This window comes from Pseudaestuariivita atlantica, assembly GCF_001205715.1.
Lineage (GTDB): Bacteria > Pseudomonadota > Alphaproteobacteria > Rhodobacterales > Rhodobacteraceae > Pseudaestuariivita > Pseudaestuariivita atlantica.
In genome coordinates this window covers 295,130-321,571 of sequence record NZ_AQQZ01000003.1, presented here as the reverse complement: position 1 = coordinate 321,571, position 26,442 = coordinate 295,130, and the positions used below count along the sequence as shown (strand labels likewise).

At 64.8% G+C, this 26,442-nt stretch carries 30 protein-coding genes; 21 read left to right on the top strand and 9 right to left on the bottom strand.

All coding sequences use genetic code 11. The features are described from left to right. Entirely contained in the window at positions 1-2,289 is a 2,289-nt protein-coding gene (locus ATO11_RS08155; RefSeq protein ID WP_050530338.1) for a right-handed parallel beta-helix repeat-containing protein, read from the bottom strand. Between the two features lie 123 nt (positions 2,290-2,412). Beyond that, positions 2,413-2,835, bottom strand: a complete 423-nt coding sequence (locus tag ATO11_RS08150; protein WP_050530337.1) for a hypothetical protein — start codon at positions 2,833-2,835, stop codon at positions 2,413-2,415. A 232-nt stretch (positions 2,836-3,067) separates the two neighbouring features. Here ATO11_RS08150 and ATO11_RS08145 point away from each other — a divergent pair, with 232 nt between their 5' ends. Further along, on the top strand, positions 3,068-3,577 hold the full coding sequence (locus ATO11_RS08145) for a DUF992 domain-containing protein (protein WP_050530336.1): 510 nt from the start codon (positions 3,068-3,070) through the stop codon (positions 3,575-3,577). Positions 3,578-3,623: 46 nt separating this feature from the next. On the opposite strand, the gene ATO11_RS08140 is transcribed toward ATO11_RS08145, so the two are convergent. Further along, the gene (locus ATO11_RS08140; RefSeq protein ID WP_050530335.1) at positions 3,624-3,809 is read right to left on the bottom strand and encodes a PLDc N-terminal domain-containing protein; all 186 of its coding nucleotides are present in this window, start codon (positions 3,807-3,809) and stop codon (positions 3,624-3,626) included. 112 nt (positions 3,810-3,921) lie between these two features. Beyond that, positions 3,922-4,107, bottom strand: a complete 186-nt coding sequence (locus ATO11_RS08135) for a PLDc N-terminal domain-containing protein (protein ID WP_050530334.1) — start codon at positions 4,105-4,107, stop codon at positions 3,922-3,924. Positions 4,108-4,260: 153 nt separating this feature from the next. On the opposite strand from ATO11_RS08135, the gene ATO11_RS08130 reads away from it, so the two are divergent. Both ATO11_RS08130 and ATO11_RS08125 read left to right on the top strand, forming a co-directional pair. After that, complete coding sequence (locus ATO11_RS08130) at positions 4,261-4,545, top strand: hypothetical protein (protein ID WP_050530333.1); 285 nt, start codon at positions 4,261-4,263, stop codon at positions 4,543-4,545. A gap of 153 nt (positions 4,546-4,698) precedes the next feature. Then, positions 4,699-5,016 carry an antibiotic biosynthesis monooxygenase family protein gene (locus ATO11_RS08125; RefSeq protein WP_050530332.1) on the top strand — a complete coding sequence of 106 codons (318 nt, stop codon included), beginning with the start codon at positions 4,699-4,701 and terminating at the stop codon, positions 5,014-5,016. A gap of 26 nt (positions 5,017-5,042) precedes the next feature. Here ATO11_RS08125 and ATO11_RS21195 read toward each other — a convergent pair whose 3' ends face one another. Continuing rightward, complete coding sequence (locus ATO11_RS21195; RefSeq protein WP_207382949.1) at positions 5,043-5,573, bottom strand: hypothetical protein; 531 nt, start codon at positions 5,571-5,573, stop codon at positions 5,043-5,045. A gap of 380 nt (positions 5,574-5,953) precedes the next feature. Next, positions 5,954-8,152, bottom strand: coding sequence for an excinuclease ABC subunit UvrB (uvrB, locus tag ATO11_RS08120; protein ID WP_050530331.1), 2,199 nt, complete (start codon positions 8,150-8,152; stop codon positions 5,954-5,956). 171 nt (positions 8,153-8,323) lie between these two features. Between uvrB and ATO11_RS08115 the strand changes: the two genes are divergently transcribed. Continuing rightward, the gene (locus tag ATO11_RS08115) at positions 8,324-8,635 is read left to right on the top strand and encodes an ETC complex I subunit (protein WP_050530607.1); all 312 of its coding nucleotides are present in this window, start codon (positions 8,324-8,326) and stop codon (positions 8,633-8,635) included. A 124-nt stretch (positions 8,636-8,759) separates the two neighbouring features. Here the strand turns inward: ATO11_RS08115 and irrA are convergent, their stop codons facing one another. Beyond that, positions 8,760-9,182 (bottom strand): iron response transcriptional regulator IrrA, encoded by a 423-nt coding sequence (gene irrA / locus ATO11_RS08110; RefSeq protein ID WP_050530330.1) that lies wholly within the window; start codon positions 9,180-9,182, stop codon positions 8,760-8,762. Positions 9,183-9,333: 151 nt separating this feature from the next. On the opposite strand from irrA, the gene fabA reads away from it, so the two are divergent. The 5 genes from fabA (at position 9,334) to ATO11_RS08085 (ending at position 13,086) form a co-directional block, all read left to right on the top strand. Continuing rightward, on the top strand, positions 9,334-9,843 hold the full coding sequence (gene fabA, locus ATO11_RS08105) for a bifunctional 3-hydroxydecanoyl-ACP dehydratase/trans-2-decenoyl-ACP isomerase (protein ID WP_050530329.1): 510 nt from the start codon (positions 9,334-9,336) through the stop codon (positions 9,841-9,843). Positions 9,844-9,926: 83 nt separating this feature from the next. Beyond that, a complete protein-coding gene (locus ATO11_RS08100; protein ID WP_050530328.1) occupies positions 9,927-11,150 on the top strand; it encodes a beta-ketoacyl synthase N-terminal-like domain-containing protein in 1,224 nt (407 codons plus the stop codon). Further along, complete coding sequence (locus tag ATO11_RS08095) at positions 11,140-11,931, top strand: enoyl-ACP reductase FabI (RefSeq protein ID WP_050530327.1); 792 nt, start codon at positions 11,140-11,142, stop codon at positions 11,929-11,931. Before ATO11_RS08100 ends, ATO11_RS08095 begins: the two co-directional genes overlap by 11 nt. Then, complete coding sequence (locus ATO11_RS08090) at positions 11,928-12,341, top strand: hypothetical protein (RefSeq protein ID WP_050530326.1); 414 nt, start codon at positions 11,928-11,930, stop codon at positions 12,339-12,341. The genes ATO11_RS08095 and ATO11_RS08090 overlap by 4 nt, the downstream gene beginning before the upstream one ends. Positions 12,342-12,405: 64 nt before the next feature. Then, a complete protein-coding gene (locus tag ATO11_RS08085) occupies positions 12,406-13,086 on the top strand; it encodes a ferredoxin reductase domain-containing protein (protein WP_050530325.1) in 681 nt (226 codons plus the stop codon). Positions 13,087-13,161: 75 nt separating this feature from the next. On the opposite strand, the gene ATO11_RS08080 is transcribed toward ATO11_RS08085, so the two are convergent. Next, on the bottom strand, positions 13,162-14,031 hold the full coding sequence (locus tag ATO11_RS08080; protein WP_050530606.1) for a glycosyltransferase family 2 protein: 870 nt from the start codon (positions 14,029-14,031) through the stop codon (positions 13,162-13,164). Between the two features lie 115 nt (positions 14,032-14,146). On the opposite strand from ATO11_RS08080, the gene miaB reads away from it, so the two are divergent. The 10 genes from miaB (at position 14,147) to trmB (ending at position 23,464) form a co-directional block, all read left to right on the top strand. Further along, complete coding sequence (gene miaB, locus ATO11_RS08075) at positions 14,147-15,469, top strand: tRNA (N6-isopentenyl adenosine(37)-C2)-methylthiotransferase MiaB (RefSeq protein ID WP_050530324.1); 1,323 nt, start codon at positions 14,147-14,149, stop codon at positions 15,467-15,469. Positions 15,470-15,679: 210 nt separating this feature from the next. Next, positions 15,680-16,270 carry an OmpA family protein gene (locus tag ATO11_RS08070; protein WP_082176217.1) on the top strand — a complete coding sequence of 197 codons (591 nt, stop codon included), beginning with the start codon at positions 15,680-15,682 and terminating at the stop codon, positions 16,268-16,270. A 16-nt stretch (positions 16,271-16,286) separates the two neighbouring features. Next, positions 16,287-16,592, top strand: a complete 306-nt coding sequence (locus tag ATO11_RS08065) for a hypothetical protein (protein WP_050530323.1) — start codon at positions 16,287-16,289, stop codon at positions 16,590-16,592. Positions 16,593-16,740: 148 nt separating this feature from the next. Beyond that, positions 16,741-17,745 carry a PhoH family protein gene (locus tag ATO11_RS08060; RefSeq protein WP_050530322.1) on the top strand — a complete coding sequence of 335 codons (1,005 nt, stop codon included), beginning with the start codon at positions 16,741-16,743 and terminating at the stop codon, positions 17,743-17,745. A gap of 16 nt (positions 17,746-17,761) precedes the next feature. Next, positions 17,762-18,274 (top strand): rRNA maturation RNase YbeY, encoded by a 513-nt coding sequence (gene ybeY / locus ATO11_RS08055; protein ID WP_050530321.1) that lies wholly within the window; start codon positions 17,762-17,764, stop codon positions 18,272-18,274. Between the two features lie 32 nt (positions 18,275-18,306). Next, positions 18,307-19,212, top strand: coding sequence for a hemolysin family protein (locus tag ATO11_RS08050; RefSeq protein WP_050530320.1), 906 nt, complete (start codon positions 18,307-18,309; stop codon positions 19,210-19,212). 1 nt (position 19,213) lies between these two features. After that, the gene (gene lnt, locus ATO11_RS08045; RefSeq protein ID WP_278044288.1) at positions 19,214-20,704 is read left to right on the top strand and encodes an apolipoprotein N-acyltransferase; all 1,491 of its coding nucleotides are present in this window, start codon (positions 19,214-19,216) and stop codon (positions 20,702-20,704) included. Between the two features lie 57 nt (positions 20,705-20,761). After that, complete coding sequence (gene metK / locus ATO11_RS08040) at positions 20,762-21,940, top strand: methionine adenosyltransferase (RefSeq protein ID WP_050530319.1); 1,179 nt, start codon at positions 20,762-20,764, stop codon at positions 21,938-21,940. Positions 21,941-22,046: 106 nt separating this feature from the next. Beyond that, positions 22,047-22,706 carry a COG3904 family protein gene (locus tag ATO11_RS08035; protein WP_242601386.1) on the top strand — a complete coding sequence of 220 codons (660 nt, stop codon included), beginning with the start codon at positions 22,047-22,049 and terminating at the stop codon, positions 22,704-22,706. Positions 22,707-22,747: 41 nt separating this feature from the next. Beyond that, positions 22,748-23,464 carry a tRNA (guanine(46)-N(7))-methyltransferase TrmB gene (gene trmB, locus ATO11_RS08030; protein ID WP_050530317.1) on the top strand — a complete coding sequence of 239 codons (717 nt, stop codon included), beginning with the start codon at positions 22,748-22,750 and terminating at the stop codon, positions 23,462-23,464. Positions 23,465-23,551: 87 nt separating this feature from the next. Here the strand turns inward: trmB and ATO11_RS08025 are convergent, their stop codons facing one another. Continuing rightward, complete coding sequence (locus ATO11_RS08025) at positions 23,552-24,577, bottom strand: hypothetical protein (RefSeq protein WP_050530316.1); 1,026 nt, start codon at positions 24,575-24,577, stop codon at positions 23,552-23,554. A gap of 139 nt (positions 24,578-24,716) precedes the next feature. On the opposite strand from ATO11_RS08025, the gene ATO11_RS08020 reads away from it, so the two are divergent. Beyond that, the gene (locus tag ATO11_RS08020; protein WP_050530315.1) at positions 24,717-25,901 is read left to right on the top strand and encodes a serine hydrolase domain-containing protein; all 1,185 of its coding nucleotides are present in this window, start codon (positions 24,717-24,719) and stop codon (positions 25,899-25,901) included. Beyond that, a complete protein-coding gene (locus tag ATO11_RS08015; protein WP_050530314.1) occupies positions 25,898-26,437 on the top strand; it encodes a GNAT family N-acetyltransferase in 540 nt (179 codons plus the stop codon). The genes ATO11_RS08020 and ATO11_RS08015 overlap by 4 nt, the downstream gene beginning before the upstream one ends. Positions 26,438-26,442 lie beyond the last annotated feature (5 nt).

Here is a 26,442-nt window from a genome sequence, read left to right as displayed (position 1 = left end):
TCACTTGTCGATCCGCACCATCACGTTGATGTCGCCGCGCACCGCCGTGCCCCATTTCACGTGCACCTCGCGCCCGTTCGAGCCTTCCTCGGTGTCGAAATAGGGGTTCTCGTACACGCCCACGTTCGCGGAATTCCTCAGCCGCGATGTCACCGCGAACCCCTCCACCGACCGGACGCGCCCGCGGAACGGAAGGATGTCGGTGCAATCGATCGTCCACGTGGTGCTGGTCGAATTCTGGTCGTGCTCCGCCCGCGCCGGGTTCTCAACCTGGTCGGCCACGTTGTGGAACGTATTGCCCCGGAACTCGACCGCCTTGGTGCGCGTGAAATCGAGATCGGCAAAGGTCGTGTCCACCCGCTCGACCCGGTCGATCTGGCCGTTCAGCGCCCGGAACATGTTGCCGTTCACACTCAGCCCGTTCAGGAAGTTGCCCGACCCGTAGGGTTTGACCACGATGAACGCGAACCACGGCGCCACGCTGGAACACAGGCCGACGTTGTTCGTGATCGACAGGCCCGCGAAACTGAACCCGCTGGTGAAATCGGGGGTCGCGTCCCCCTCGTTCGTCCACTCGATGAAACAATTGTCGATATAGTTGCCGACAATGGTGGTGTTGGCCGCGTTGTCCGCCAGCACGATCCCCGCCGTCCTGATGCCGTTCGACGCCGTGTCGCCCTGGAAGAAGTGGTTGTTGGCGATGATGTTCTGGGACGACCGCAGCACCGCGAAATGCCGCAGCCGGGTCGACCGGTTGTTGCGCAGCTTCACGTCGTTGGAATGCGCCACCACGGCAATCGAGGACCGGTTCTGCGCCAGCTCGTCGAATTCGCCCGACAGGAACTGGCACCGGTCGATCTTCATGCCCTGGCAGCCCGTCCCGATGGAAAAGACCGCGCGGTCCTTCGGTTCGTCGAAGACGCAATCCTTGATGTGGAAAATCGACCCGGTCGGCGCCAGCATGATGCCCGACGCCTCGAAATTCAGGACGAACTCGATGTCCTGCACCTCGAATTTCGACAGGCTGGCAAAGCCGGAAAAGTCGAGGACCGGCTTGAACCGCCGGAAGGTATAGCTCTGCGTGCCCGACGCGTCGTAAAGCGCCGATGACAGCGACACTTCCTGCGCGCCGACATTCTTCGAGGTGACATACACCTCGCGCCCGACACCGTTGCCGGTGACCAGCGACCCGACGGGGATGTTGTTCACGTTGGTGACGTTGGTCAGCTTCTTGCTGTCGTTCGACGAATACTGCGCCTGGCTGGTCACGGTGGTGGTGGACCACGGCCCGCCCGACCCTTCGACATAGAAGGTCCCGTTCTTGATCTGGCGGCGCTGCTTGAAGGTGGTGATGTTGCCGACGGTGGCCTGCATGTCGATCGGTTGGGTGATCGACACCACGCGCCCGCGCAGATCCAGCACCTCGTGATCGACGTTGTTCAGAAGCGCCTGGAACGCCTTCTTGAACCCCGTTTCCTCGTCACCGAACGCGTCGATATAGGGCGGCAGGGAGAAGTCCTTGATCAGGCTCAGGATCGCGCTGTCGGGCATCGACAGGGTGCCCACGAACTCCATCTCGGACTGCATGGTCAGGTTGCCATTCAGGCGATAGACGCCCTCGGGCACGAACACGCGGCGACCCTCGGCTGCGGCATCCGCCGCTTCGAACGCGTCGCGGTTGTCGGTCGTGCCATCCCCGATGGCTCCGTAGTCGCGGACGTCGACGAACGGGATCAGGTCGCGCAGGAACGCGCCGGTGATGTCCTCGATCACGATGTCGTCGATGCGCACGATCCCGCCATTGGGACCGGTCAGGTCGATGCCGAAATGGCCATAGGACGGGTCGATCCCCCACGCCATGTCGATGCCGGTGCGCGTTGCGGAGCCGACAATGGCGCTCACCTCGACCACGTCGCCGTAGGTGAGGATGTCGACGCTTGGCCCGACCTGCACCACGCCCGAGGCATTGGCCCCGCCCGGCAACCCGGCCCATGCACCGATCCGGACCTGCGGCAGGGCTCCGGAAATGGCCTTCACGCGCGCGGTGATGCGCAAGTAGCAGCCGGGCAGCAGCGGCGTTTCGCCGGTATACCGCACGCGGGTGACCGAGGATTGCTTGGCAATCTCCAGACATCCGCCGAAATCCTGGTCCGCCGGGACAAAGGACGCGTTGGCCGCGTTATCATACGTGGGCGATCCCGGCGTACCGTCGCCGCTCGACCACACATCCAGACCGTCCGCAAACGGGGTCGGCATCAGCACGACGCCATCGGTAATCGCCTTGTTCATCTCACCCTTCCCGGCCCCATGCGGGCCTTCCTCGACGCTCGCGCCGCGTGGGTCGGCGCGGGGAAGGGATGTAAGGCCAAGCCGTTAACCGGGGCTGAGATGACCGTGCGCTGCCCCCGTGCCTCAGACGGCGGGCACGCCCGCGCATTCGCGGAAGGCCTGCACGTGCGGGGCGGCGCCTTCCAGCGGGAAAGCGGCGAACTCGCCCTCGGTCAGCGCATAGGCCACGTCGTTGAACTGCAACCCGTCCAGCACGTTGCCGAACCCGGTATCGGCCACGAAGATGCCGGTCATGTCCTCGGACCGGACATGCCGCGTGGTCGAGATCACGTTGCCGCGCGCCCCGTCGAACCGCATCCCGAACCACGGGCTGTCAGGCCAACCCGCCGCACGCGTCACCGTCATCGTGTAAAGCGGCCCCGACGGATCATGGGTCAGGCGTATCTCTGCGCTCTCCGTCACATGCCACAACGTGCACACATCCCCGATCGTATGGTCCCAGGCGAGGGCGGGGGCGGGAAGAAGGATCAGCAAAAGCCAGCGCATGTCGCGTAAACTAGCAATCTTCTGCCGGTTTTCGACCCGTCCAGGCCAGTTTTCCGATCCCGTGGAACTTTCGCGCCTTCAAGACGTTCAGCTATGCATTTTCGGCAATGGTCTCATTCCGCAAATGCGCTTCTTGGTTGCGCGGATCGGATTTATATCCCGCGCACTGCGGCCTTCGGGCCAAGGTCCGGCTGGTTTCCAGCCTGGCGTTCCACAAAGGAAGGATGAGTACATGAAACTGTCCAATGCCATCAAAGTCGCTGTCGCGCTCGCCGTTGCAGCTCCTGCTGCGCTTGCCGATACGAACGGCCCGGATGCCAACCGGCTGAAGAACGAGGCCGTGCGCCTCGGCGTTCTCGACTGCACGATCGAAGGCGGATTCGGCCTGCTTCTGGGCTCGTCCCGTGACGCCGACTGCCGCTTCACCCGCGAAGACGGCACCAAGGAACAATACACCGGCAAGCTCAAGAAACTGGGCATCGACGTGGGTGTGACCGCCGAAAACTTCATGTCGTGGGTGGTCTACACGCCGAAGGGCAACAACCCCGGCGACGCGCCGCTGACCGGCAACTACACCGGTTTCTCGGCTGACGCGGCCCTTGGCATCGGCCTCGGCGCGAACGCGCTGATCGGTGGTAACGCCAAGAACGTGGGCCTGCAGCCGCTGCGTATCGAAGGCAAACGCGGCCTGAACCTGGCCGTCGGTCTGACCTCGCTTGAACTGACGAAGGTCGACTCGTAATCCGCCAAACGACAACCGGGCGCCTTCGGGCGCCCGGTTTATGTCATCAGGTTTTCAGCTTCGCGCCCCGCGGGCCGGCCACGAACCAGATGATCAGGCCGAGGATCGGCAGCAGAAGCACCAGCACGATCCACAGGAACTTCGCCAGTCCCGATGCGCGCGACGTCACGATCGCATAGATCGCGAGAATGTCGAGCGCGAGGACGATCGCTCCGAAAATTCCGATTTCCATGAAAATCTCCTCTTACCTCTGACCGCTCAACCCGCGCGGCAAGGTACGGTTCCGCGCGGGTTCCGGCCGCGCGGAACTACAGGTCTGTGCGGGACATCCCGCGCCCGCGTGCTTACACGCTGGCCGATGCGCCCTTCGGTCCGGCAAGGAACCAGATGATCAGGCCGATCACCGGCAGCAGCAGCACCAGGAGCGTCCACAGGATCTTGGCGCCACCCGACGCGCCGGACGTCATGATCGAATAGATCGCGTAGATATCAAGCGCGAGGATGATCAGGCCGAGAATACCATATTCCATGTCTTGGTCCTTTCTTTGCAGACGGGAATTGGCAGGGAAACTTGGCAACCGCCCTTCAGGTTCCCGACACATTTTTTGCAACCTTTTCTGCACCTGCCCGTTTTTTCCCCAACGCCGGCCACGCCCGGCACAGAACATGGAAAGGACGTCGCTATGAAAGCTGTGACGATTATCGGAGCCGTTGTTGCCGCCCTCGTGATCGCGGGTGGTGTCTACATGATCGACATCGACCAAACGCAGGAAGCACAGCTTCCCGAAGTGAAGATCGAAGGCGGTCAACTGCCCGAATACGATGCCGAAGTCGGTTCGGTCGAGGTGGGCAGCACCACCACCGAAGTGACCGTCCCCGAGGTCGAAGTGACGACCGATCAGGTCGAACTGACCACCCCGACGATCGAGATCAATCCGCCGTCGGACGAGGACTTCGCGCAGAACTGACCCTTGGTCACTGCCAGCATGACGGCCCCGCCCCGCGGGGCCGTTTTTGCATCTGCACTCCCGGCGTCGCTTCACCCGTTCTGGCAACCGCCTCCCGCCGCGCACCACGTCTGCGGATTTCGCGGTATACTGGGCACAGGAAGGAGTCGCCCCATGCTCGACATCGCCCAAGACACTCCGTGCCAGACCGTCATCACCACCTTCGAATGCTCACCCGGCACCTGCGCCGACCTGATGGAGCGGTTGCAGGACGCCTACAGCGCCTTCATCTCCCACCAGCCCGGCTTCCTCGGCGCCGCCCTGCACGTGAACGACGCCCAGACCCGCATCGCCAACTACTCCCAATGGCACCGCCGCGAGGATTTCCAGGCGATGCTGCGCTCCGACGAGATGCGCACCCGCAACCGCGAGATCGCCGCATTGTGCGACCGGTTCGAGCCGGTGATGTATGAGGTGGCGGGGGTGTTTTGAGGGAGGAGAAAGCGGCTTGACTTAAATTAGTGCTCAGTGTTTGGCGCAAAATAATCGTCGAGATCTGTAGCGCCAATTTCAATCAGTCTACTTGTAAATGCGTTCCAGTAGCGTGCGTTTATTCGACCTGCTTTATAGTGTTCCAGCAAGACGGGATACGGGTTAAGAATAAGCAAATAGTTTATTTCGCCTGATGCCCCAGCGGAAGTTCTTATGAAGCCGAGCGCTTCAAGACTTCTTATGCGAGAGAGCCACGTTCTGTATGCTCGTTCGCCGTCAAACCCTGAGAAAAAAGCCATTTCTCCGGATCGAGCAGCATCGACAAAACCATCATTGAAAGTTCGACACCACAACTCCAAATACGTTCCTGATACCGGTTGCCCTTTGGTTAATGCGTCTAGGATTCTTGTGATAGCTGGCATAGTTCGCGGAATGTTTAACCAGCCTGGGCTGTCTTTGTAGTTCCAAATAATCTCTTCAGCATCGGGCCATATCTGGTCGCGAAGCTTAAGTTTGCGTTGATCGGCCTTACTAAGCTCTTTAGATTTTCTTGCCATAAGTGTATTCCCTTTAGTGTCGGGCGGGGGTTTGGACGCCCCGCCCTTCAGCAAGAGTTAGGTTTCCTGCCTCTCCGCCGGGTTTTCAGAGTTTGGAACTCTGGCCCGGCGGCCTCTGCTGATGATCTACCTGTAGAGAAAAGGCACTGATTTAGCAATGGATTATGTCTGCCGACTGGGTTCAGTTGGGCGCATTTGACTGCATTACCATTTATTGAACGCGCAAAATAAATGACTGGTTTACTTGTTGAGTTGGGATGAATCTGCGCAAAGTAGGTTACTTTTCAGAGTGTTGCGCGATGCCTTGTTATCAGAGTAATCCGTCATCGGTTATCTTCGTTATCTCGGTTATCCCGGTTATGGGAGAGCGCGAGAGGGGGTCAACGCCTCCGCCGCTTCACATTCCCACCCCTTTGCCCGGCCCGTCCCGCAGTAGACCGCCCACGAGACTTCACCGCCTCTTCGCTCGCCTTCTCCACCGCGTATTGCCGGGCCAGCGGGTCGTCGGCGACGGCGAGGTCCACGGCCTCCAGCCGCCGCACCTCGTCGCGCAACCGCGCGGCTTCCTCGAATTCGAGGTTCTCGGCCGCCTTGCGCATGTCCTCGCGCAGCCCGTCCAGCACCGCCTGCATGTTCGACCCCGCCAGCGGCGCGTCGATCTTGGCGGTGACACGCGACTGGTCGGTATCGCCCTTGTAAAGCCCCGCCAGCACGTCCTCGACGTTCTTCTTCACCGTCTCCGGCGTGATCCCGTGCTCCTCGTTATACGCGATCTGCTTCTGCCGCCGACGCTCGGTCTCCGCCAGCGCCCGCTCCATCGAACCGGTGATCTTGTCGGCATACATGATCACCCGGCCATCGGCGTTCCGCGCCGCGCGCCCGATGGTCTGGATCAGCGAGGTCTCGGACCGCAGGAACCCTTCCTTGTCCGCGTCGAGGATCGCCACCAGCCCGCATTCGGGAATATCCAGCCCCTCGCGCAGCAGGTTGATCCCCACCAGCACGTCGAAGGCACCCAGACGCAGGTCGCGCAGGATCTCGATCCGCTCGATCGTGTCGATGTCGGAATGCATGTACCGCACGCGAATGCCCTGTTCGTGCATGTATTCCGTCAGGTCCTCGGCCATGCGCTTGGTCAGCGTCGTGGCAAGCGTCCGGTACCCGGCGGCGGCGACCTTGCGCACCTCGTCCAGCAGGTCGTCCACCTGCATCTCCACGGGCCGGATCTCCACCTCCGGGTCCAGAAGCCCCGTGGGCCGGATCACCTGTTCGGCAAACACCCCGCCCGCCTGCTCGATCTCCCACGCGCTGGGCGTGGCCGAGACAAAGATCGATTGCGGGCGCATCGCGTCCCATTCCTCGAACTTGAGCGGTCGGTTGTCCATGCAGGAGGGCAAGCGGAACCCGTGTTCGGCCAGCGTGAACTTGCGGCGATAGTCGCCCCGGTACATGCCCCCGATCTGCGGCACGCTGACATGGGATTCGTCGGCGAACACGATGGCGTTATCGGGAATGAACTCGAACAGGGTCGGGGGCGGCTCACCGGGTGCGCGGCCCGTCAGATAGCGGCTGTAGTTCTCGATGCCGTTGCACGATCCGGTCGCTTCCAGCATCTCAAGGTCGAAATTCGTGCGCTGCTCCAACCGCTGCGCTTCCAGCAGCTTGCCCTCGTTCACCAACTGGTCGAGCCGCGTGCGCAACTCCGCCTTGATGTTCACCATCGCCTGGTTGAGCGTCGGGCGCGGGGTCACGTAGTGGCTGTTGGCATAGACGCGGATACGCTCGAACGTGTCCGTCTTGGCCCCGGTCAGCGGATCGAACTCGGTGATCCCCTCCAGCTCTTCGCCAAAGAACGACAGCTTCCACGCCCGGTCCTCAAGGTGCGCAGGCCAGATTTCCAGCGAATCGCCCCGCACCCGGAACGACCCGCGCTGGAACGCCTGATCGTTGCGCCGGTACTGCTGGGCGACGAGGTCCGCGATCACCTGCCGCTGGTCATACTCCTTGCCCGCGTACAGATCCTGCGTCATCGCGCCATAAGTCTCGACCGACCCGATACCGTAGATGCAGGATACCGAGGCCACGATCACCACGTCGTCCCGCTCCAGCAGAGCGCGGGTGGCCGAATGGCGCATCCGGTCGATCTGCTCGTTGATCTGGCTTTCCTTCTCGATATACGTGTCCGACCGCGGCACGTAGGCCTCGGGCTGATAGTAATCGTAGTAGCTGACGAAGTACTCGACCGCGTTATCCGGAAAGAACCCCTTGAACTCGCCATACAATTGCGCCGCCAGCGTCTTGTTGGGCGCAAGGATGATCGCCGGGCGCTGCGTCTCCTCGATCACCTTGGCCATGGTGAACGTCTTGCCCGTGCCCGTTGCCCCCAGCAGAACCTGGTTCTGCTCGCCCGACACGATCCCTTCCGACAATTCCGCGATCGCGGTCGGCTGATCGCCCGCCGGGGCGAACTCGGTCTGCATCCTCAGCGGCACGCCGCCTTCCAGCTTCGCACGCGCCCGCACGTCACCCTCGGGCGCATGGTTCAGAACCGGCATGGCTTCCGGAGAATTGTTGTGCATCGAGGCCCCCGCTTACGGCTCCACCAGAATTGGCGTGTTGAACCACGGGTTCAACCCTGTCACCGGCGCTCCTGCCAAAAACTGTCACGACTACCCCACGTCTGACCCATCTTGATCCCGCCGCGGCAACCGCGTACCACGTCCCCACGCACGTTCGTGATCGAGGACCCCATGCGCGCACGCATCTACCAGCCATCCAAAACCGCCATGTCGTCCGGCCAGGCCAAGACCAGGGGCTGGGTGCTCGACTACGCGCCCGAAACGGCGCGCGAGGTCGATCCGCTGATGGGCTGGACATCCTCGACCGACACGCAAAGCCAGGTCCGGCTCCGCTTCGACACCAAGGAAGCCGCGCTCGACTACGCCCGCGTCCACGGCATCGACGCCATCGTGATCGAACCGACCAAACGCAAGGCGAACATCCGCCCGGGTGGCTACGGCGAAAACTTCGCCACCAACCGCCGCGGCGCGTGGACGCACTAGGTCCGTTCTTCTCTTTGAAAATATGTCGGGAGTTTGAGGGCAGCGCCCTCAACGGGGGTGCGGGGGCCTGCCCCCGCGAGGGAAATGCGCGCCAAAGGCGCTCGATCAGGTCAGGTTACTGGTCTCAGCGACGACGCAGGCGGATCACCACGTCGACCGAGGCGATCTCGGCCCCGTCGGGCGCATCCGGCAGTTTCGATATCACCAGCTGTTCGGCCGGTGCGTCGGTCAGGGTTGCGCTGTCTTCCCAGAAGAAATGCGGGTGGTCGTGGGTGTTGGTGTCGAAATAGCTTTTCGACCCGTCCACCGTGACTTCCTGCATCAGCCCCGCATCGCAGAACGCCCGCAACGTGTTGTAAACGGTCGCCAGCGACACCGCGTCTCCGGTATCGCGGGCCGCCGCGAACAGGCTCTCCGCCGTGACATGCCGGTGCTGCCCGTCACCCACAAGATGCTCGGCCAGCGCCAGACGCTGCCGCGTCGGGCGCACGCCGGCCTGCGTCAACCAGCGTGTCGCGCGGTCCGTGGGTGTGGGTTCGGTCGTCATCACTCGAGATATAAGCGCGCCGCCCCTTGGAATTCAATGGAATTCAACCGGATTACACGCGCGCACCGCACCGGCAGCGCCCTTGCGTCGGCCAACGCCGCGATGTTAGACGCCCCCAATCGCCAGAACATGATCCAAAGGACCGCCGGTCATGGCAGACTACCCTACGAGTTTCGACAAGGACGCACTCCTGAAATGCGCGCGCGGCGAGCTGTTTGGCCCCGGAAATGCCCAGCTGCCCGAACCGCCGATGCTGATGATGGACCGGATCACCGACATCTCCGGTGACGGCGGCGCCCATGGCAAGGGACACGTGGTGGCGGAATTCGACATCACGCCCGACCTGTGGTTCTTCGACTGCCACTTTCCCGGCAACCCGATCATGCCCGGCTGCCTCGGCCTCGACGGGCTGTGGCAACTGACCGGCTTCAACCTCGGCTGGCGCGGCTGGACGGGGCGGGGCTACGCGCTGGGCGTGGGCGAGGTGAAACTCACCGGCATGGTCCGCCCGGACCGCAAGATGCTGACCTATTACGTCGATTTCACCAAGGCCGTTCAGACCCGCCGCCTGACAATGGGCGTGGCCGATGGCCGGGTCGAGGCCGATGGCGAGGTGATCTACCAGGTCAAGGACATGAAGGTCGCCCTCAGCGAAAGCTGAACGCCTTTCCCGCGCTTAACTGGTTGCGCCGCGCCGTGGCGCTGTCCTACATGAGAGCCCAAGACCAACGGAGGGTTTGACCCATGCGGCGTGTCGTCGTGACGGGATTGGGCATCGTCTCATCCATCGGAAACAACGCGGACGAGGTTCTCGCCTCGCTCAAGGCCGGGCGCTCGGGGATCGTCGGCTCGGACGAAATGGCCGAACACGGCTTTCGCAGCCGCGTCGCGGGCAAGATCGACCTCGACGTGACCGAACACGTGGACAAGCGCACCCTGCGCTTCATGGGGCCGGGCGCGGCCTACAGCTATATCGCGATGCAGCAGGCGATTGCCGATGCGGGCCTGTCTGAAGATGATGTCAGCAACCCGATGACCGGCCTCATCGCCGGTTCGGGCGGGCCGTCGACAAGCGCGATGCTGACCGCGCACCAGACCGTTCTGAAGACCGGCGCGACCAAGCGGATCGGCCCCTTCGCGGTGCCGAAATGCATGTCGTCGACCGTCAGCGCCAACCTCGCCACCGCCTGCAAGATCAAGGGGATGAATTTCTCCATCACCTCGGCCTGCTCGACCTCGCTGCACTGCATCGGTATGGCCGCGCAGCAGATCGCGCTGGGCACGCAGGACGTGATGTTCGCGGGCGGGGGGGAAGAGCTTGACTGGACCCTGTCCTGCCTCTTCGACGCGATGGGCGCGATGTCCTCGAAATTCAACGACACGCCCGAACGCGCCTCCCGCGCCTTCGATGCCGACCGCGACGGGTTCGTGATCTCGGGCGGTGGCGGCATGGTCGTTCTGGAAAGCCTCGACCGCGCCGTGGCCCGTGGCGCGCCGATCTATGCCGAGGTGCTGGGCTTCTCCGCCACCTCCGACGGCCACGACATGGTCGCGCCCTCGGGCGAGGGCGGCGAACGCGCCATGCGCGGCGCGCTGAAAACGGTCGGTGATCGCAAGGTCGGCTACATCAACGCGCACGGCACTTCGACCCCCGTGGGCGATGTCGGCGAGATCGAGGCGGTCCGCCGCGTCTTCGGCGACGACGCGCCGCCGGTATCCTCGACCAAGTCGATGACGGGCCACGCGCAGGGTGCGGCCGGCGCGCTGGAAGCGGTGTTCTCGCTCCTGATGCTGAAGCACGACTTCATCACGCCGTCGATCAACGTCGAAACGCTGGACGCGGCCCTTCAGCCGTCCGAGATCGCGACAAGCCTCGTCGAAAACGCCGGGCTGGACGCGGTGATGACGAACTCCTTCGGGTTCGGCGGTACCAACGGGTCAATGGTTCTGGGGCGGTATGATGGGTGACATGCACGGCAAACGCGGCCTCGTCATGGGCGTCGCCAACGAACGCTCCATCGCATGGGGCATCGCCAAGGCGATGGCCGACGCGGGCGCGGAACTGGCGTTTTCGTACCAGGGCGAAGCCTTCGGCAAGCGGCTCGAACCGCTCGCGGCTTCGGTCGGATCGGATTTCATGGTCGACATGGACGTCACCGACGACGACGCGCTCACGGCGGGCTTTGCCGCCCTGGCAGAGCGCTGGCCGACCATCGATTTCCTCGTCCACGCCATCGCGTTTTCCGACAAGTCGGAACTGACCGGTCGGTTCCTGAACACCAGCCGCACCAATTTCAAGCACTCGCTCGACATCTCGGCTTATTCCTTCATCGAGGTCGCCCGCCGCGCCCATCCCATGATGGTCGACAATGGCGGGTGCCTGCTGACGCTCACCTATCTCGGCTCCAACCGGGTCGTGCCCAACTACAACGTGATGGGCGTCGCCAAGGCCGCCCTGGAGGCGACGACGCGGTACCTTGCGAACGATCTCGGCCCCGACGGCATCCGCGTGAACGCGATCTCTCCCGGCCCGATGAAGACGCTCGCGGGCGCGGCCATCGGTGGCGCGCGCCGCACCTACAAGCACACGGGCCAGAACGCCCCGCTGCGCGCCAATGCCACGCTCGAAGCGGTGGGCGCGACGGCGGTCTACCTTGCCTCCGATGGTGGCTGCTGCACGACCGGTGAAGTCATCCAGGTCGACGGGGGCTACCACGTCCTCGGCATGCCGCAACTCGAGAACCTGTGAACCGCCGCCGGTACCTCGCGGGCGTCATCGACGGGATCGGCATATTTCTTGTAACGCTCGGGACCACCTACCTGCTGCGTGACGCGTGGCCGGGCTGGGCGCTGGGCCTGCTTGTCTACCTGTTCCTGTCGCTCGCCACGATCCGCCTCGCACGCACCACTCCGGGCCTTTTCGCATCCGGTCTTCGCCTGACAGGCGACGGGTGCGCCGTCTGCCGCGAACTGCGCCGCATCGGGCCCTTCATCGTGCTCGCGGCTCTCGGCTGGGGTGCCGAGGCGATCCACCCATGGCTCGGCTACGGCGTGCTGGGCATCGCGCTCTTCCTGCTCAACTGGCGGGCGGGGGAGATGTCGGGCGGCGTGCTGCCGTTCGACACGGCCACCGGCTTCGGGATCGCGCGCCGCGACTGACGCGCTGGAACGCGGGCTTCGCGCCTTGCGTTGGTGTCGCAACAGCTGACATCAGAGGCATCCCATGACCCATACACTCGCACTGCGCGACATCACCCCCGTCACCCATGACACCTTTCACCTCGTCTTCGACCGGCCCGACGGCTTCGACTTCACGCCCGGCCAGGCGACCGAACTCGCGCTCGACCGCGAGGGATGGCGCGACAAGGGGCGGCCGTTCACCTTCACCTCGCTGCCCGAGGACGAGACGCTCGAATTCGTCATCAAATCCTATCCCGACCATGACGGTGTGACCGAGCAGATCGCGAAACTGCAGGCCGGTGACACCGTGCTGATCGGCGACGCCTGGGGCGCGATCGAGGACAAGGGACCGGGCCTGTTCGTCGCGGGCGGCGCGGGCGTGACGCCCTTCATCGCCATCCTGAAGGCGCGACTGAAGCGGGAAGGCACCTTGCAAGGCTCGACCCTGCTGTTTTCCAACAAGACCGAACGCGACATCATCCTGCGCGACACGTTCGAGCATATGGACGGGCTGAAAACCGTCTTCACCGTGACCGACGAGGAAACACCTGGCATCGGCGTGCAGACGGGTTTCATCGACAAGGAGATGCTGGCCAATCACGGTGCAGGCACCGGTGGACACGTCTATATCTGCGGCCCCGAAAAGATGGTGTCTGACATGGCGGAGGCGGCGAAGACAGCCGGCGCGCCCGAGGATCGCATCGTGCACGAGGATTTCTCGTAAGGGCGTCGGCTGGCGAGCAGCCGACCTACAACCCGAACCACAGGTAGGTCGGCTGCTCGCCAGCCGACCCCGCCTTCAGAACCACTGGCCCGGCTCCATCAGGCCAAGGTCGAGCAATTGGCGCGAATGCCAGTCGAACGGCACCGAGTTGTGCCAGCGGAAATTCTCGATCTCGAAACGCGAGCCGGGATTCTTGCGCAATGCCTTGGCGGTGCGGAACGAGGCAAGCGCCGCCGTCATGTTGTTGTGCCACGGGCAGGCGTAGGTGTTGTATTCCTCGTCCGAGAACGTGTGATCCTCGCGCAGCTTCAGGCCGGTCTTGGCGCGGAACAGCGCGATCCGGTCGATCTTGCGCCGTTCCCACGGCACGTGCTCCTCGAACCGCCAGCGCAAACCGCCGTGGAAATCGAGCTGCCGGTCGCGCGGTTTCCAGCCGTCGTCCGGGTCTTCCCGCGCCTGCGCGTAGTACCCCGCCTTGTCGAGCCACGCATCGTCAAGGCTCACCGCGTCGGGCCAGCGATCCAGGTCGCCCGCGTAGAGGTCGATCACGTAGGTCAGCATCGCGTCCCGCCGTTCCTCGGCATGGAAGGCGAGCATCTCGCCCACCGTCCGGTGCTCGCAGAACGGGTGGAACAGGTATTCGGCGTTGTAGCAGTAATAAAGCCACTGGCCGTCCGCCACGGGGATCACGGCGTTGACCGTGTCGATCACGGCATTCTCGGCCAGCGTGTCGAGCGTGACGCGATGGCAGCTTTCCACGAGGTCGGGCGCAAGATCGAAGGCATCCGGCATGAAGGCCACGACGGCCTTGAACCCCAGCTGCTGGTGATGCCGCAGGGTCGTGTCGATCTCGACCGCGTCCTCGGCAAAGATCAGCGCGACGGGACCTTTCGCCAGCACATCGCGCCCGCGGGCCAGAAAATCCGGAAGGTTGGAATACCGCATCGCGTCGCCTCCTGACCGCTTGTTGCGCGGTTTGGTGCAGATTCGGTGAAAATGGGCGATATTGCAAGCGACGCGCCCCTGCGATAGGTGCCGCCCATTCCGCGCGGAGACCCCCATGACCAAGAAGCTCTTCATCAAGACCTATGGTTGCCAGATGAACGTCTACGACAGCGAACGCATGGTCGAGGCGCTGGGCGGTGCCGGGTACGAGGAGGTCAAGACGCCGGACGAGGCGGACATGATCCTTCTGAACACCTGCCATATCCGCGAAAAGGCGGCGGAAAAGGTGTATTCCGAACTGGGCCGCTTCAAGCACCTGAAGACCGAAAAGCCCGACCTCAAGATCGGTGTCGCGGGATGCGTCGCGCAGGCCGAAGGGGCCGAGATCATCGCGCGCCAGCCGATGGTCGACCTTGTCGTCGGCCCGCAATCCTATCACCGCCTGCCCGAGTTGGAGGCGAAGGCGGGGCAGGGGGCCAAGGCGCTCGACACCGATTTCCCCGAAGAGGACAAGTTCGACCACCTCGCCGCGCGCCCCAAGGCGAAACGCGGGCCGACCGCGTTCCTGACGGTGCAGGAAGGTTGCGACAAGTTCTGCGCCTTCTGCGTGGTGCCCTATACCCGTGGTGCCGAGGTGTCGCGCCCGGTCGACCGTATCGTGACCGAGGCGCGGGACCTCGTGGAACGCGGCGTGAGGGAGATCACGCTGCTGGGCCAGAACGTGAACGCCTATCACGGCGCGGGACCGGACGGCGAGGCGTGGTCGCTGGCGCGGCTGATCTGGGCGCTGGACAAGGTCGACGGGCTGGAACGCATCCGGTTCACCACCTCGCACCCCAACGACATGAGCGACGACCTGATCGCGGCCCATGGCGAGTGTGCCAAGCTGATGCCCTACCTGCACCTGCCGGTGCAGGCGGGATCGGACAGGATCCTCAAGCGGATGAACCGCTCGCACACCGCCGAAAGCTACATCCGCCTGATCGAACGCATCCGCGCCGCGCGCCCCGACATCCTGATCTCGGGCGATTTCATCGTGGGGTTCCCGGAAGAGACCGAAGACGATTTCCGGGACACGCTCACCCTGATCGAAGAGGTGCATTACGGCACCGCCTATTCCTTCAAGTATTCCGCACGCCCCGGAACGCCCGCCGCCGAACGCGCCACCGTTCCGGCCGAGGTCGCGGATGACCGGCTGCAACGCCTTCAGGCGCTTCTGACCCGCCAGCAGCGCGCGACGCAGGACGCGATGGTCGGGCGCGACGTGCATGTCCTGTTCGAACGGGAAGGCCGCAATCCGGGCCAGATTGTGGGCAAGTCGGAATACCTGCATGCCGTGCACGTGACGTCCGACAGAATCGCCAAAGGCGACATTCACCGGGTGCGGATCGTCGAAAGCGGGGCCAATTCGCTGGGCGGGATCCTCGCGCCTTCCTGACCTCCGGCAGGTGCCGTTTGCCCTAACTGCCTGACCCGCTTTGCCAATCCGGGTTATCCACAGCACCCGGCGGCAATGGCCGCGACAGCCACAACATCTGGTGTTTTTTCCTTCACAGCCTACGATTCTTTGCTAAAGTCTTGAATATAAAGAAGAGGCGGGTCTGCGATTCCACTCCGCCTCGACAGACCGGAATGGCATGGGGGACGAATGCGCGTGGCAGTTCAGACATTCAAGACACTTGCGATCGCGGCGATCGGATCGGCGCTTGCATTGACCGCGGCGCCCGCGCTTGCGGACAAGACGGGCAAAGCGGCCGGCACCGGCACCGTGACCGTGCAGGGCGAGGATTACACGCCCACCATCTGGGTCGACCCCGACGGGTGCGAACACTGGGTGATGGATGACGGGGTCGAAGGCTACATGACGCCTCACGTCACGCGCGCCGGTATCCCGGTCTGCCGCCGGGCCAATGCCTGCGGGGTGATGTATTCCGACCAGTTCTTTGCCACCGACAGCCACCGCATCAGCCGCAAGGGCAAGGCGCGGCTGGCCGAATTCTTCAAGCAGGCGAACGCGACGGCCTACATCATCGCCGGTCATACCGACAGCCGCGCCTCGGACAGCTACAACATGCGCCTCAGCTACAATCGCGCCAACGCCGTCGCCAAGGTCGCGGCGTCCACGGGCGCACGCATCGCGGATGTGCGGGGATACGGTGAACGGGCACCCGTCGCCACCAACGCGACGGCGGCGGGCATGGCCAAGAACCGCCGCGTCGAAATCATCTGCATCCGCTGAGACAGGAGGACGGGACATGACCATCGCCAAACTCACCGCCCTCGCGCTTGTCGCTACCGCCCTGTCGGGCTGCCTTGGCAACAAGATCGACAAGACCGTCGACCGCGGGCTCGACAGCAAGCACCTCAGCCAGCTCAAGGCCGGTATCTGGATCGATCCGAACGGTTGCGATCACTGGATCATCGATGACGGGGTCGAAGGCTACCTGTCGGCACGGCTCGACAAGTACGGCAAGCCCGTCTGCTCGGGCATCGCGCCGCCGAACACCGCCGTCGGCAACTTCAAGGGCGGGGCCACCGCGATCATCGGGGATCCGATCTGATCCAGTGCGCCGTACACCGCATCTCACGACGTCGCGTGCCGGGGGCACGCGGCGTTTTTTGTTGCAATTCCATGACATTTTGCCGGGTCCGCTTGAACCTGCCCGCTCCCGGCGCATACTCTTTGACCATGCCCAAACGGAGATTTGAGTGCCCACATCGGTCCTGACCCCGCCCGACGCCACGGGGAGCCAAGAGACATTCCTGGAATTCCCGGACAATCGCCTGCTGATCGACCTGTGCGGAGAGCATGACCGCAACCTCGCCGATATCGAGCAGAAGGTCGGCGTGCAGATCCTGCGGCGCGGCAACCAGCTTGCCATCTACGGTGCCGACGACGCGCGCGCCGAAGCGGTGCAGGTGCTGCAGGCGCTTTACGACCGGCTCGAAGCGGGGCGCGACGTGGAACCGGCGGACGTCGACCGCGAATTGCGCATGGGCGGCAACGAAGAGACAGAGCCCGCCGAACAGCTGGAAATGTTCACCGGCGGCCGGGTCGAGATCAAGACGCGCAAAAAAACCATCGAACCGCGCACCGACGCCCAGAAGGAATACGTGCGCAACCTCTACCGGACGGAAATGGCCTTTGGCATCGGCCCCGCCGGGACCGGCAAGACCTACCTCGCCGTGGCGGTGGGTGTCTCGATGCTGGTGGGCGGGCAGGTGGATCGCATCATCCTCAGCCGCCCCGCAGTCGAGGCGGGCGAAAAGCTGGGCTACCTGCCCGGCGACATGAAGGACAAGGTCGATCCCTACATGCAGCCGCTTTACGACGCGCTGAACGATTTCCTGCCGGGCAAGCAGTTGCAGAAGCTGATGGAGGAGAAGCGGATCGAAATCGCGCCGCTGGCCTTCATGCGGGGCCGCACGCTCAGCCGTGCCTTCGTCGTGCTCGACGAGGCGCAGAACGCCACCGCCATGCAGATGAAGATGTTCCTGACCCGTCTGGGCGAAGGCTCGCGCATGGTCATCACCGGCGACCGCAGCCAGGTGGACCTGCCGCGCGGCGTGCAATCGGGCCTGCGCGACGCCGAGAACCTGCTGAAGCGGATCAAGGGCATCTCGTTTTCCTATTTCACCGCGCAGGACGTGGTGCGCCACCCGCTGGTGGCCGCGATCATCGAGGCCTACGAGGCGGAAGAGGCCAAGGCGTGAGCGCCCCCGCGACAAGATGCACATCGACCTGATTATCGAAGACCCCCGGTGGGACGATGCCCTGCCGCGCGACGCCATCGCGCAGGTTGCAGACCTGGTGGTGCAGAGTCTCGACCTCTTGGGCGAATTCGAGGTCAGCCTGATGGCCACGTCAGATGCCGACATCGCCCGCCTGAACCGCGAGTTCCGGGGCAAACCCGCGCCCACCAACGTGCTCAGCTGGCCCGCGCAGGAGCTTGCGCCGGCCTCACCCGGAGCGCTTCCGCCCCAGCCCGAACCCGACCCGTTCGAGCCGGTCACGTCACTGGGCGACGTGGCCCTGGCGTTCGAGACATGCCACCGCGAGGCACAGGAACAGGGCAAGACGGCCAGCGACCACGTCACGCACCTTGTTTTGCATGGGATTTTGCACCTTTTGGGGTATGATCACGAAACCGGGCAAGATGCCGCTCGTATGGAAGCTTTGGAAGTCGATCTTCTTGGACAATTGGGGATCGAGGATCCATATGCTGGTGACAAGAACGCGTAACGGGCCCGCGCGTTGTGGGCCTGTGTGACGGAATGGGACAAATGGACGGATCAAACGAGGTGCCCGGCTCGACGCCGCAGACACCTGACGGCGAAAGCGAAACGCCGGGCTCTAGCAACCTGCTGCAACGCCTGATCGGCGCTTTCAAACCCGCCGATGGCGAGCAGGAACAGGACGAAACGGGGCAGCAGACGACCACCGGGTTCGGACATGGCATGATCAACCTGCGCCGCATGCGGGTCGAGGACGTGGCCATCCCGCGCGTCGAAATCGTGGCGGTGCCCTCCACCATCACCAAGGCCGAACTGGTGGCCCTGTTCCGCGAAAGCGGTCTGACGCGGTTGCCGGTCTACACCGGCACGCTCGACAACCCGATCGGGTTCGTGCACCTCAAGGATTTCGCGCTCAGCCACGGGTTCAACGGGACTGGCGGCCGGTTCGTGCTGAAATCCATGCTGCGCCCGCTGCTGTTTGTTCCGCCCTCCATGCCTATCGGTGTCCTGCTGACCAAGATGCAGACCGAACGCCGGCACATGGCGCTGGTGATCGACGAATATGGCGGGGTCGACGGGCTGGTGACCATCGAGGACCTGATCGAACAGGTCATCGGCGAGATCGAGGACGAGCACGACGCCGAAGAGGACAAGCACTGGATCCTCGAAAAGCCGGGCTCCTACCTCGCCTTCGCGCGCGCCCCGCTCGACGAGTTTCGCGACGAGACGGGCATCGACCTGACCGCGCATGAAGACATCGACGGCGAAGAGATCGACACGCTGGGCGGGCTGGTCTTCATGCTGTCGGGCCACGTGCCCAGCCGTGGCGAGGTCGTCTCCCACCCCACCGGGGTCGAGTTCGAGGTCGTGGACGCCGATCCGCGCCGGATCAAGCGGTTGCGCGTGCGTCTGCCCGGCTCGCAAACCCAGCCTGCCGAGGCCTGACTTGCCGCGTCGCGCGCCCCTCTGGGCCGCAGGCGCCGGGGCCGTCGCCGCGCTGGGGCAATCCCCGTTCGACCTTTGGCCGGCCATGCTGGCCGGGTTGGTCGTGCTGTTCGCACTGTTGCGCGGGGTCACGTCGCCGCGCCGCGCCGCGCTTGTGACATGGGCCTTCGGGACGGGATATTTCCTTGTCGCGCTGCACTGGGTGTTCGAACCCTTCCTAGTCGATGCCGCGCGGCACGCTTGGATGGCGCCCTTTGCGGTGGTGTTCCTCTCTGCCGGGCTGGCCCTGTTCTGGGTTGCGGCGGCGTGGGGCGCGGCGCGCCTTGGCGGCGGCGTGCTGACCACCGCGCTGGCATTGGGGCTGGCAGAGATGGCGCGCGGTTATCTCCTGACCGGTTTTCCATGGGCGATGCCGGGATATGCGTGGCTCGACACACCCGTCGCGTCCTCGGTCACGATTGTCGGCTCCTACGGAGTAACCGCTCTGACCTTCGTGGCCTGCGCACTTGTCGCGCGAGCTTTGCCGTGGCAGGGCGCGATGCGCTCTGCAGTCCCTCCGGTCGTTGCCGTCGCGGTCTTGGCATCTCCCGTCACGTGGGCACCGGGGGCCGCCCCGACCGCCGGAGCAGACGCGCCGATCATCCGTCTGGTCCAGCCGAACGCGCCACAGGCCGACAAATGGGACCCCAACCGCGCGCAGTTCTATTTCGACCGTCATATCGCGCTGTCCACTGGCGCAGGGCCCGAACCCGACCTGATCGTCTGGTCGGAAACGGCGCTGCCTATGCTTCTCGACCACGCCGGGATCGCGTTCGACATCATGGCAGAGCGCGCGCCAGGCGTTCCCTACCTCGTGGGTGTCCAGCGGCGCGATGACGCGGAGCGCTACTACAACTCGGCGGTGCTCATGCAGGACGGCCAGACGCAGGCGCTTTATGACAAGCACCACCTCGTCCCGTTCGGCGAATACATGCCCTTGCAATCGCTGGCCTCCGACCTGGGGATGGAAGGGCTGGCGGCGGTGCTTGGTGGCTACACGCCCGGACCCGGTCCGCGCCTGATCGACCTCGGCTTTGCCACCGCGTTGCCGCTGATCTGTTACGAGGTCGTCTTCCCGCAATATTTCCACGCCACCGAACGGCCGGACGTCCTGATCCAGTTAACCAACGATGCGTGGTTCGGCTCGTTTTCGGGGCCATACCAGCACCTCGCGCAGGCGCGCATGCGCAGCCTTGAACACGGGTTGCCGATGATCCGCGTCGCCAATACCGGGGTCAGCGCCGTGATCGATGCCCGCGGCGAGGTTCTGGGTCAAATTCCTCTCGATACCCACGGTGCGCTTGACGCGGCGCTGCCGCCTGCCTTGCCCGCGACACTCTATGCGCGGATGGGCGATCTTCCTGTGGCGCTTGTGCTTGTCCTGGGCCTTGTCGGCACGGCGCTGGTCACTTTCCGTTTGACCGGCCCGGTCGCCCCGCGTACTCGGGTTTGAACGCGGCACCAACGGCTTCCTGACGGTGTCTCATGCGAAATATATCGGAGCGACTTCATGAGCCGGCAGAATTACGTTTTCACCTCGGAATCCGTGTCCGAGGGGCACCCCGACAAGGTCTGTGACCGCATCAGCGATGCCGTCCTCGATGCCTTTCTCGCCGAGGACCCCCTTGCGCGCGTGGCCGCCGAAACCTTTGCCACCACCAACCGCGTGGTCATCGGCGGCGAGGTCGGCCTGACCGACCAGGCCAAGCTGACCGAATACATGGGCCGCATCGACCAGATCGCGCGCGATTGCATCCGCGACATCGGGTACGAGCAGGACAAGTTCCACTGGAACACCTGCGAGGTGACGAACCTCCTGCACGAACAATCCGCGCATATCGCGCAGGGCGTGACCGGCGAACAGGGGGACGAGGGCGCGGGCGACCAGGGCATCATGTTCGGCTATGCCACGTCCGAGACAGCCGACCTTATGCCGGCTCCGATCCAGTACGCGCACGCGATCCTGCGGCGGCTGTCCGAGGTGCGCAAATCCGGCGCCGAACCGACGCTTGGCCCCGATGCCAAGTCGCAATTGTCGGTCCAGTACGAAGACGGCAAACCGGTTGGCGTGACCTCGATCGTGCTGTCGACCCAGCACCTCGATCCGAACATGACCAGCGGTGACGTCCGCGCCGTGGTCGAACCCTATATCCGCGAAACGCTTCCCGATGGCTGGATCACCGGCGAGACCGAGTGGCACGTGAACCCCACGGGCAAGTTCGTGATCGGCGGACCCGATGGCGATGCGGGCCTGACCGGCCGCAAGATCATCGTCGACACCTATGGCGGCGCAGCCCCCCATGGCGGCGGCGCGTTCTCCGGCAAGGACCCGACCAAGGTCGACCGGTCCGCGGCCTATGCCGCGCGCTACCTCGCCAAGAACGTGGTGGCCGCCGGGCTGGCCGAACGCTGCACGATCCAGCTGAGCTATGCCATCGGCGTGGCGCGGCCCCTGTCGATCTATGCCGACCTGCACGACACGGGCGAGGTCGAACCCGACGCCGTGGAAGCGGCGGTGGCGTTGTCGATGGACCTCACGCCGCGCGGCATCCGCGAGCACCTTGGCCTCAACCGCCCGATCTACCAGCGCACGGCGGCCTACGGCCATTTCGGCCGCGCGCCCGAGGCGGATGGCGGATTTTCGTGGGAACGCACGGACCTCGCCGAGGCGCTGAAAAAGGCCGTCTGAGCCACAAACGCCCCGGAAAACCGGGGCGCAACCCCTCTTTGCATTTGGTCCGCGCGCCCGCGCGCGGTAGCATCCCTGCCGTCGGGACGACGCGAAGGGGTATGACATGCGACGGTGGAGCGGGCTGATCCTTGCAGCGGCCATGGGCCTTGCTGCGGGCGTGGCGTCGGCAGAGGACGACGCGGAAACGACCGAACGCGCGGCCAAGTTCACCGTTGATGGCCCCGTGCTGGTCTACGACACCGCCACGCTTGACGACTACCCCGATGCCGAGGTCGACCACGGCGACCACAAGGAACTGCGCCGCCTGTTGCGGGCGAACCCGGACATCACCACGCTCCGTCTCAACTCCCATGGCGGGCGTGTCTATGCCGGGTTCCGCATGGCCGACATCGTGATCGATTTCGGGTTGAAAACCGTGGTGGACGGCGTGTGCTCTTCCTCCTGCGTCTACGTGTTCCTCGGCGGGACGTCGCGCCAGATGACGGGCGGGTCGCGGATCGGGTTTCACCACCGGACGTGGGATGCGGGCGACCTGCAGGCCTATTACGACCGCTGGCGCAAGGACGAGGGCTGGACGACGCTGTTCGACTTCGCCGCGTGGCTCTTCGTCGACACGCAGCAGGAAAGCTATGAAGAGCTGCAATTCTACCTCGAACGCGGGGTGACGGCGGATTTCGCGATCAAGACGATGAAGGTGCGCGAGGAAGACATGTGGTACCCGCGCCGGTCCGAGTTGCGCGCGGCGGGCATCCTGCGCGACTGACGCGGTTGCGCGCGCCGGTCGGGAGCGGTAGGTCGCCCCGCATGAGCGAACCGAAGAACAGCACGTCCGCGCCGCCGTGGCGCAATTTCTATGGCCGGATCAAGGGCAAGACCCTGCGCAAGTCGCAGCGCGAATGGCTGGACGAGGACCTTGCCGCGCTCAGCCCCGGCGCGGTGGACTGGGACAGCAACCCCGACCGCACGCCGCTTGATCTGAAGGCGCTGTTCGGGGACCGCCCCCTGTGGTTGGAAATCGGGTTCGGCGGGGGGGAACACCTTGTCCACCAGGCCGCGCAGAATCGCGATGTCGGGATCATCGGGTGCGAGCCCTACATCAACGGCGTCGCGATGCTTCTGGGCAAGCTGCGGCGCGAGGGGCTCGACAACGTGCGCATCCATCCCGGTGATGCGCGCGACCTGTTCGACGTCCTGCCGCCGCAATCGGTGGCGCGGGCCTTCCTGCTGTACCCCGATCCCTGGCCGAAGAAGAAACACCACCGCCGCCGCTTCGTGACGCCCGAACATCTTGAACCCCTGCACCGCGTCATGCAGCCAGGGGCGGTGCTGCGCGTTGCGACGGACATCCCCGACTACGTGCGCCAGACGCTTTACGAGGTGCCGCGCGCCGGGTTCGAATGGCTGGCCGAAGGGCCGGGCGATTGGCGCGCGCCGTGGGATGACTGGCTGTCCACCCGGTACGAGCAGAAGGCCCTGCGCGAGGGCCGCACGCCGCATTACATGACCTTCCGCCGGGTCTGATCCTGCCAGATCGAGCGGCTTCGCCGCGCTTTATCCCGGTGCCTGCTGGACAGGTTCGGCCAATGGAAGGCGGAGGTCCCGCCCGGTTCAGCCCTCGCAGATCGCCTGCAGCCGCAGCCACGCCGAATCCGGCAGGACCGTGCGCGGCGTGCGTCCCTGGAACGGGTCGGCCTCGATCAGTGAAAGGACCGTTTCGCCCGACGGGTCGAGCGCATAGGCGTAAGGCGCGGCGCTGATCTCTGCCGCGCGGAACCCGTCGAGAAGGCGTTCGGTCGCAAGGGGCGGCATGTCGGCGGTGACGAGATGCTCGGCATAGGCATCGAGCGTCGCTTGTTCCAGCGTCCCGGTGGTCAGCAGCCGGATCGTCGCGAACAGTCCGGCATGGTCAAGGAGTTCGTCGAGCGGATCATGGTCGGTGAGCCGCACCGCTTCGGCTATGACGTACCCGGCGGGGACGTTCGGATCCTCGGTGTCTTCCAGAAGGGACTTGTTGAGCAGGATGCGCCCGCCCGGCAGGTGCGCCGACCGGCGGATACCGGCATGCAGCACGGTCAGGCGATCACCACGCGACTGGCCCAGCACCCGGCGGCTGAGCGCCTGCAGCGCGGGCAGGCTGTCGGGCGCGGCGCAGGGCGGGCCGCTGACGCGGGTGATGCGATCGACCAGCGCCTCGCCGATCTCGGCCCGTTTGACGGCGGGCACCACGTTCAGTGCATGCGCCTGCAACGCCCCCGGCAGCCATGCGTAGATCCCGGCGGACACGGCGAGGACCATCGCGACCAGCAGGACCAGCCGCAGCCGCCCGCGCCGCGGCCTGCGGCGCGCGACCACGCGGCGCAGCTTTTCCAGCGCGTCGATGACCTCGCCCGCATCCTCGCCCAGTTCCAGCGTCTCGCCCTCGTCACCGTGCGGATGAAAGATCGCCGGGCGCTCGCCGGGGTTCTTCCGCTCAATCGCGGCAAGCGACCAGTGCGCCAGGGGCTGGTTGTTGGTGGAGTGTACCGTCAGCGTCGCGTCGCCCAGTGCCACGACGACCTCGCGCCGCTGCTCGTCTTCCGACGGGCGCCACAGCCCGAGCGCTTCGAGCTTCTGGTACGCATCAAGCGCGGTCATGATGTGGGCGGGCCTGCTCTGCCTCGAATTGCGGCAAGGATAGCAAATGCCGGGGGGCGGCGCAAACCTGCGCTGACGTCACGAGGGGCTTGGCAAGGCCTGCCGCGCCGGGCCAAGTTGCGCGCAGCGGGAGGACGTGATGCGAAAGATCGGGTGGAGTGTTCTGGTGCTGGTCGTGGCGGCGGGCATCGGGTGGTGGGCCATCGGTCCGCAATGGCGATTGTTCCTGAGCGATCCGCCCTCGGACACCAATGTCCTCTTCTGGACGCAGAGCCAGCGGGATGCCGGGTTCGCCCTGTCCGATCGCATCCCGACCATCGACACCCGGCCCATCGCGGCGAACGGCACCGCACGGCCCTTGCCGGACGGGCCACCGCTGGCGCTGGATGTCGATATCGACGCCTTCATGGCGGCACAGAACAGCGCCGCCGTCCTTATCCTGCACAAGGGTAAGCTGCGGCTGGAGCGGTACGGGCTGCACCAGGACCGCGATGCGCGGTGGACCAGTTTCTCGGTCGCGAAATCGGTGACCTCGACCCTCGTGGGTGCGGCGATCAGGGACGGGTATATCGGCGGGCTGGATGACAAGGTGTCCGACTATGTCGCGGGGCTGAAGGGATCGGCTTATGACAACGTGTCGATCCGCCAGCTTCTAACGATGACCTCCGGCGTGCGCTGGCTCGAAGACTACGCCGACCCGCAGTCGGACGTGGCGCTGTTCCGCAGTGTCGAACCGGTGGCGGGCGAGGCCTCCCTCGTCACCTACATGAAGCGCCTGCCGCGCGCGCATCCGCCGGGCGAGGTGTTCAACTACAGCACCGGCGAGACGAACCTCGTCGGCGTGCTCGTGTCCGAAGCGGTGGGCATGGGCGTTGCCGCCTACCTGTCACAGGTGATCTGGACGCCTTACGGGATGGAGCATGACGGATCGTGGGTCACCTCGTCCACGGGCGAAGAGATCAGCGGATGCTGCATCCAGGCCACGGCGCGGGACTACGCGCGGTTCGGCCAGTTCGTGCTGGAGGACGGGCGCATTGGCGACGGCTCTCCCCTGCGGGACGGTTGGATCGCCGAGGCGACGGGGCTGCAGCAGCCCATCCCGGACGATGACGGCCGCGATTACGGGTACCAGTGGTGGATCCTCGACCAGGGGACTTTTGCCGCCATCGGCATTTTCGGGCAAAGCATCTTCGTCGATCCGGGCCGCGAACTGGTGACCGTCACGCATGCCAGCTGGCAGGATTCGCGCGGCAAGGCGGCAGGGCAGTCCGCCGGGCGCAGCGCGTTCTGGGACGCGGTGCAGGCGGCAATCGACGCGGAATGACCTCCCCTTCTGGCCCGAGAGAGCAGCCCTTGACCGATGCGCCGGTGCTGACGACCGACAGGCTGGTTTTGCGCGGGCCGGAAAAGGGTGATCTTGCGCCCTTTACCCGCTTCATGACGAGCGCACCGTCCCTTGCGGCGCAGGGCGAAACGGTGTCTGCGCCAGAGGCGTGGTTCGGGTTCCTTGCAGGGATCGGCCACTGGCGATGGCACGGCTTCGGGTTCTTCGTGCTGGTCGAGCGCGCGATAGGCGCTCCGGTCGGGCGCGTCGGCCTGCTCCGGCACGAAGGCTGGCCCGATATCGAACTGGCGTGGCACCTGTTCGAAGGGGCCGAGGGCAGGGGATATGCCACCGAAGCCGGAGTCGCGGTCAGATCATGGGCCTTCGATGTCCTGACGCTCGACCACCTTCACAGCTATATCGACGTCGACAACGCCCGCTCCCGTGCGGTGGCGCGGCGGCTGGGCGCGACGACCGACGGGTCACGCGCCCCGCATGAGCCGGAGGCGGAGATCTGGGTTCACGCGAAGGCGTGACACCG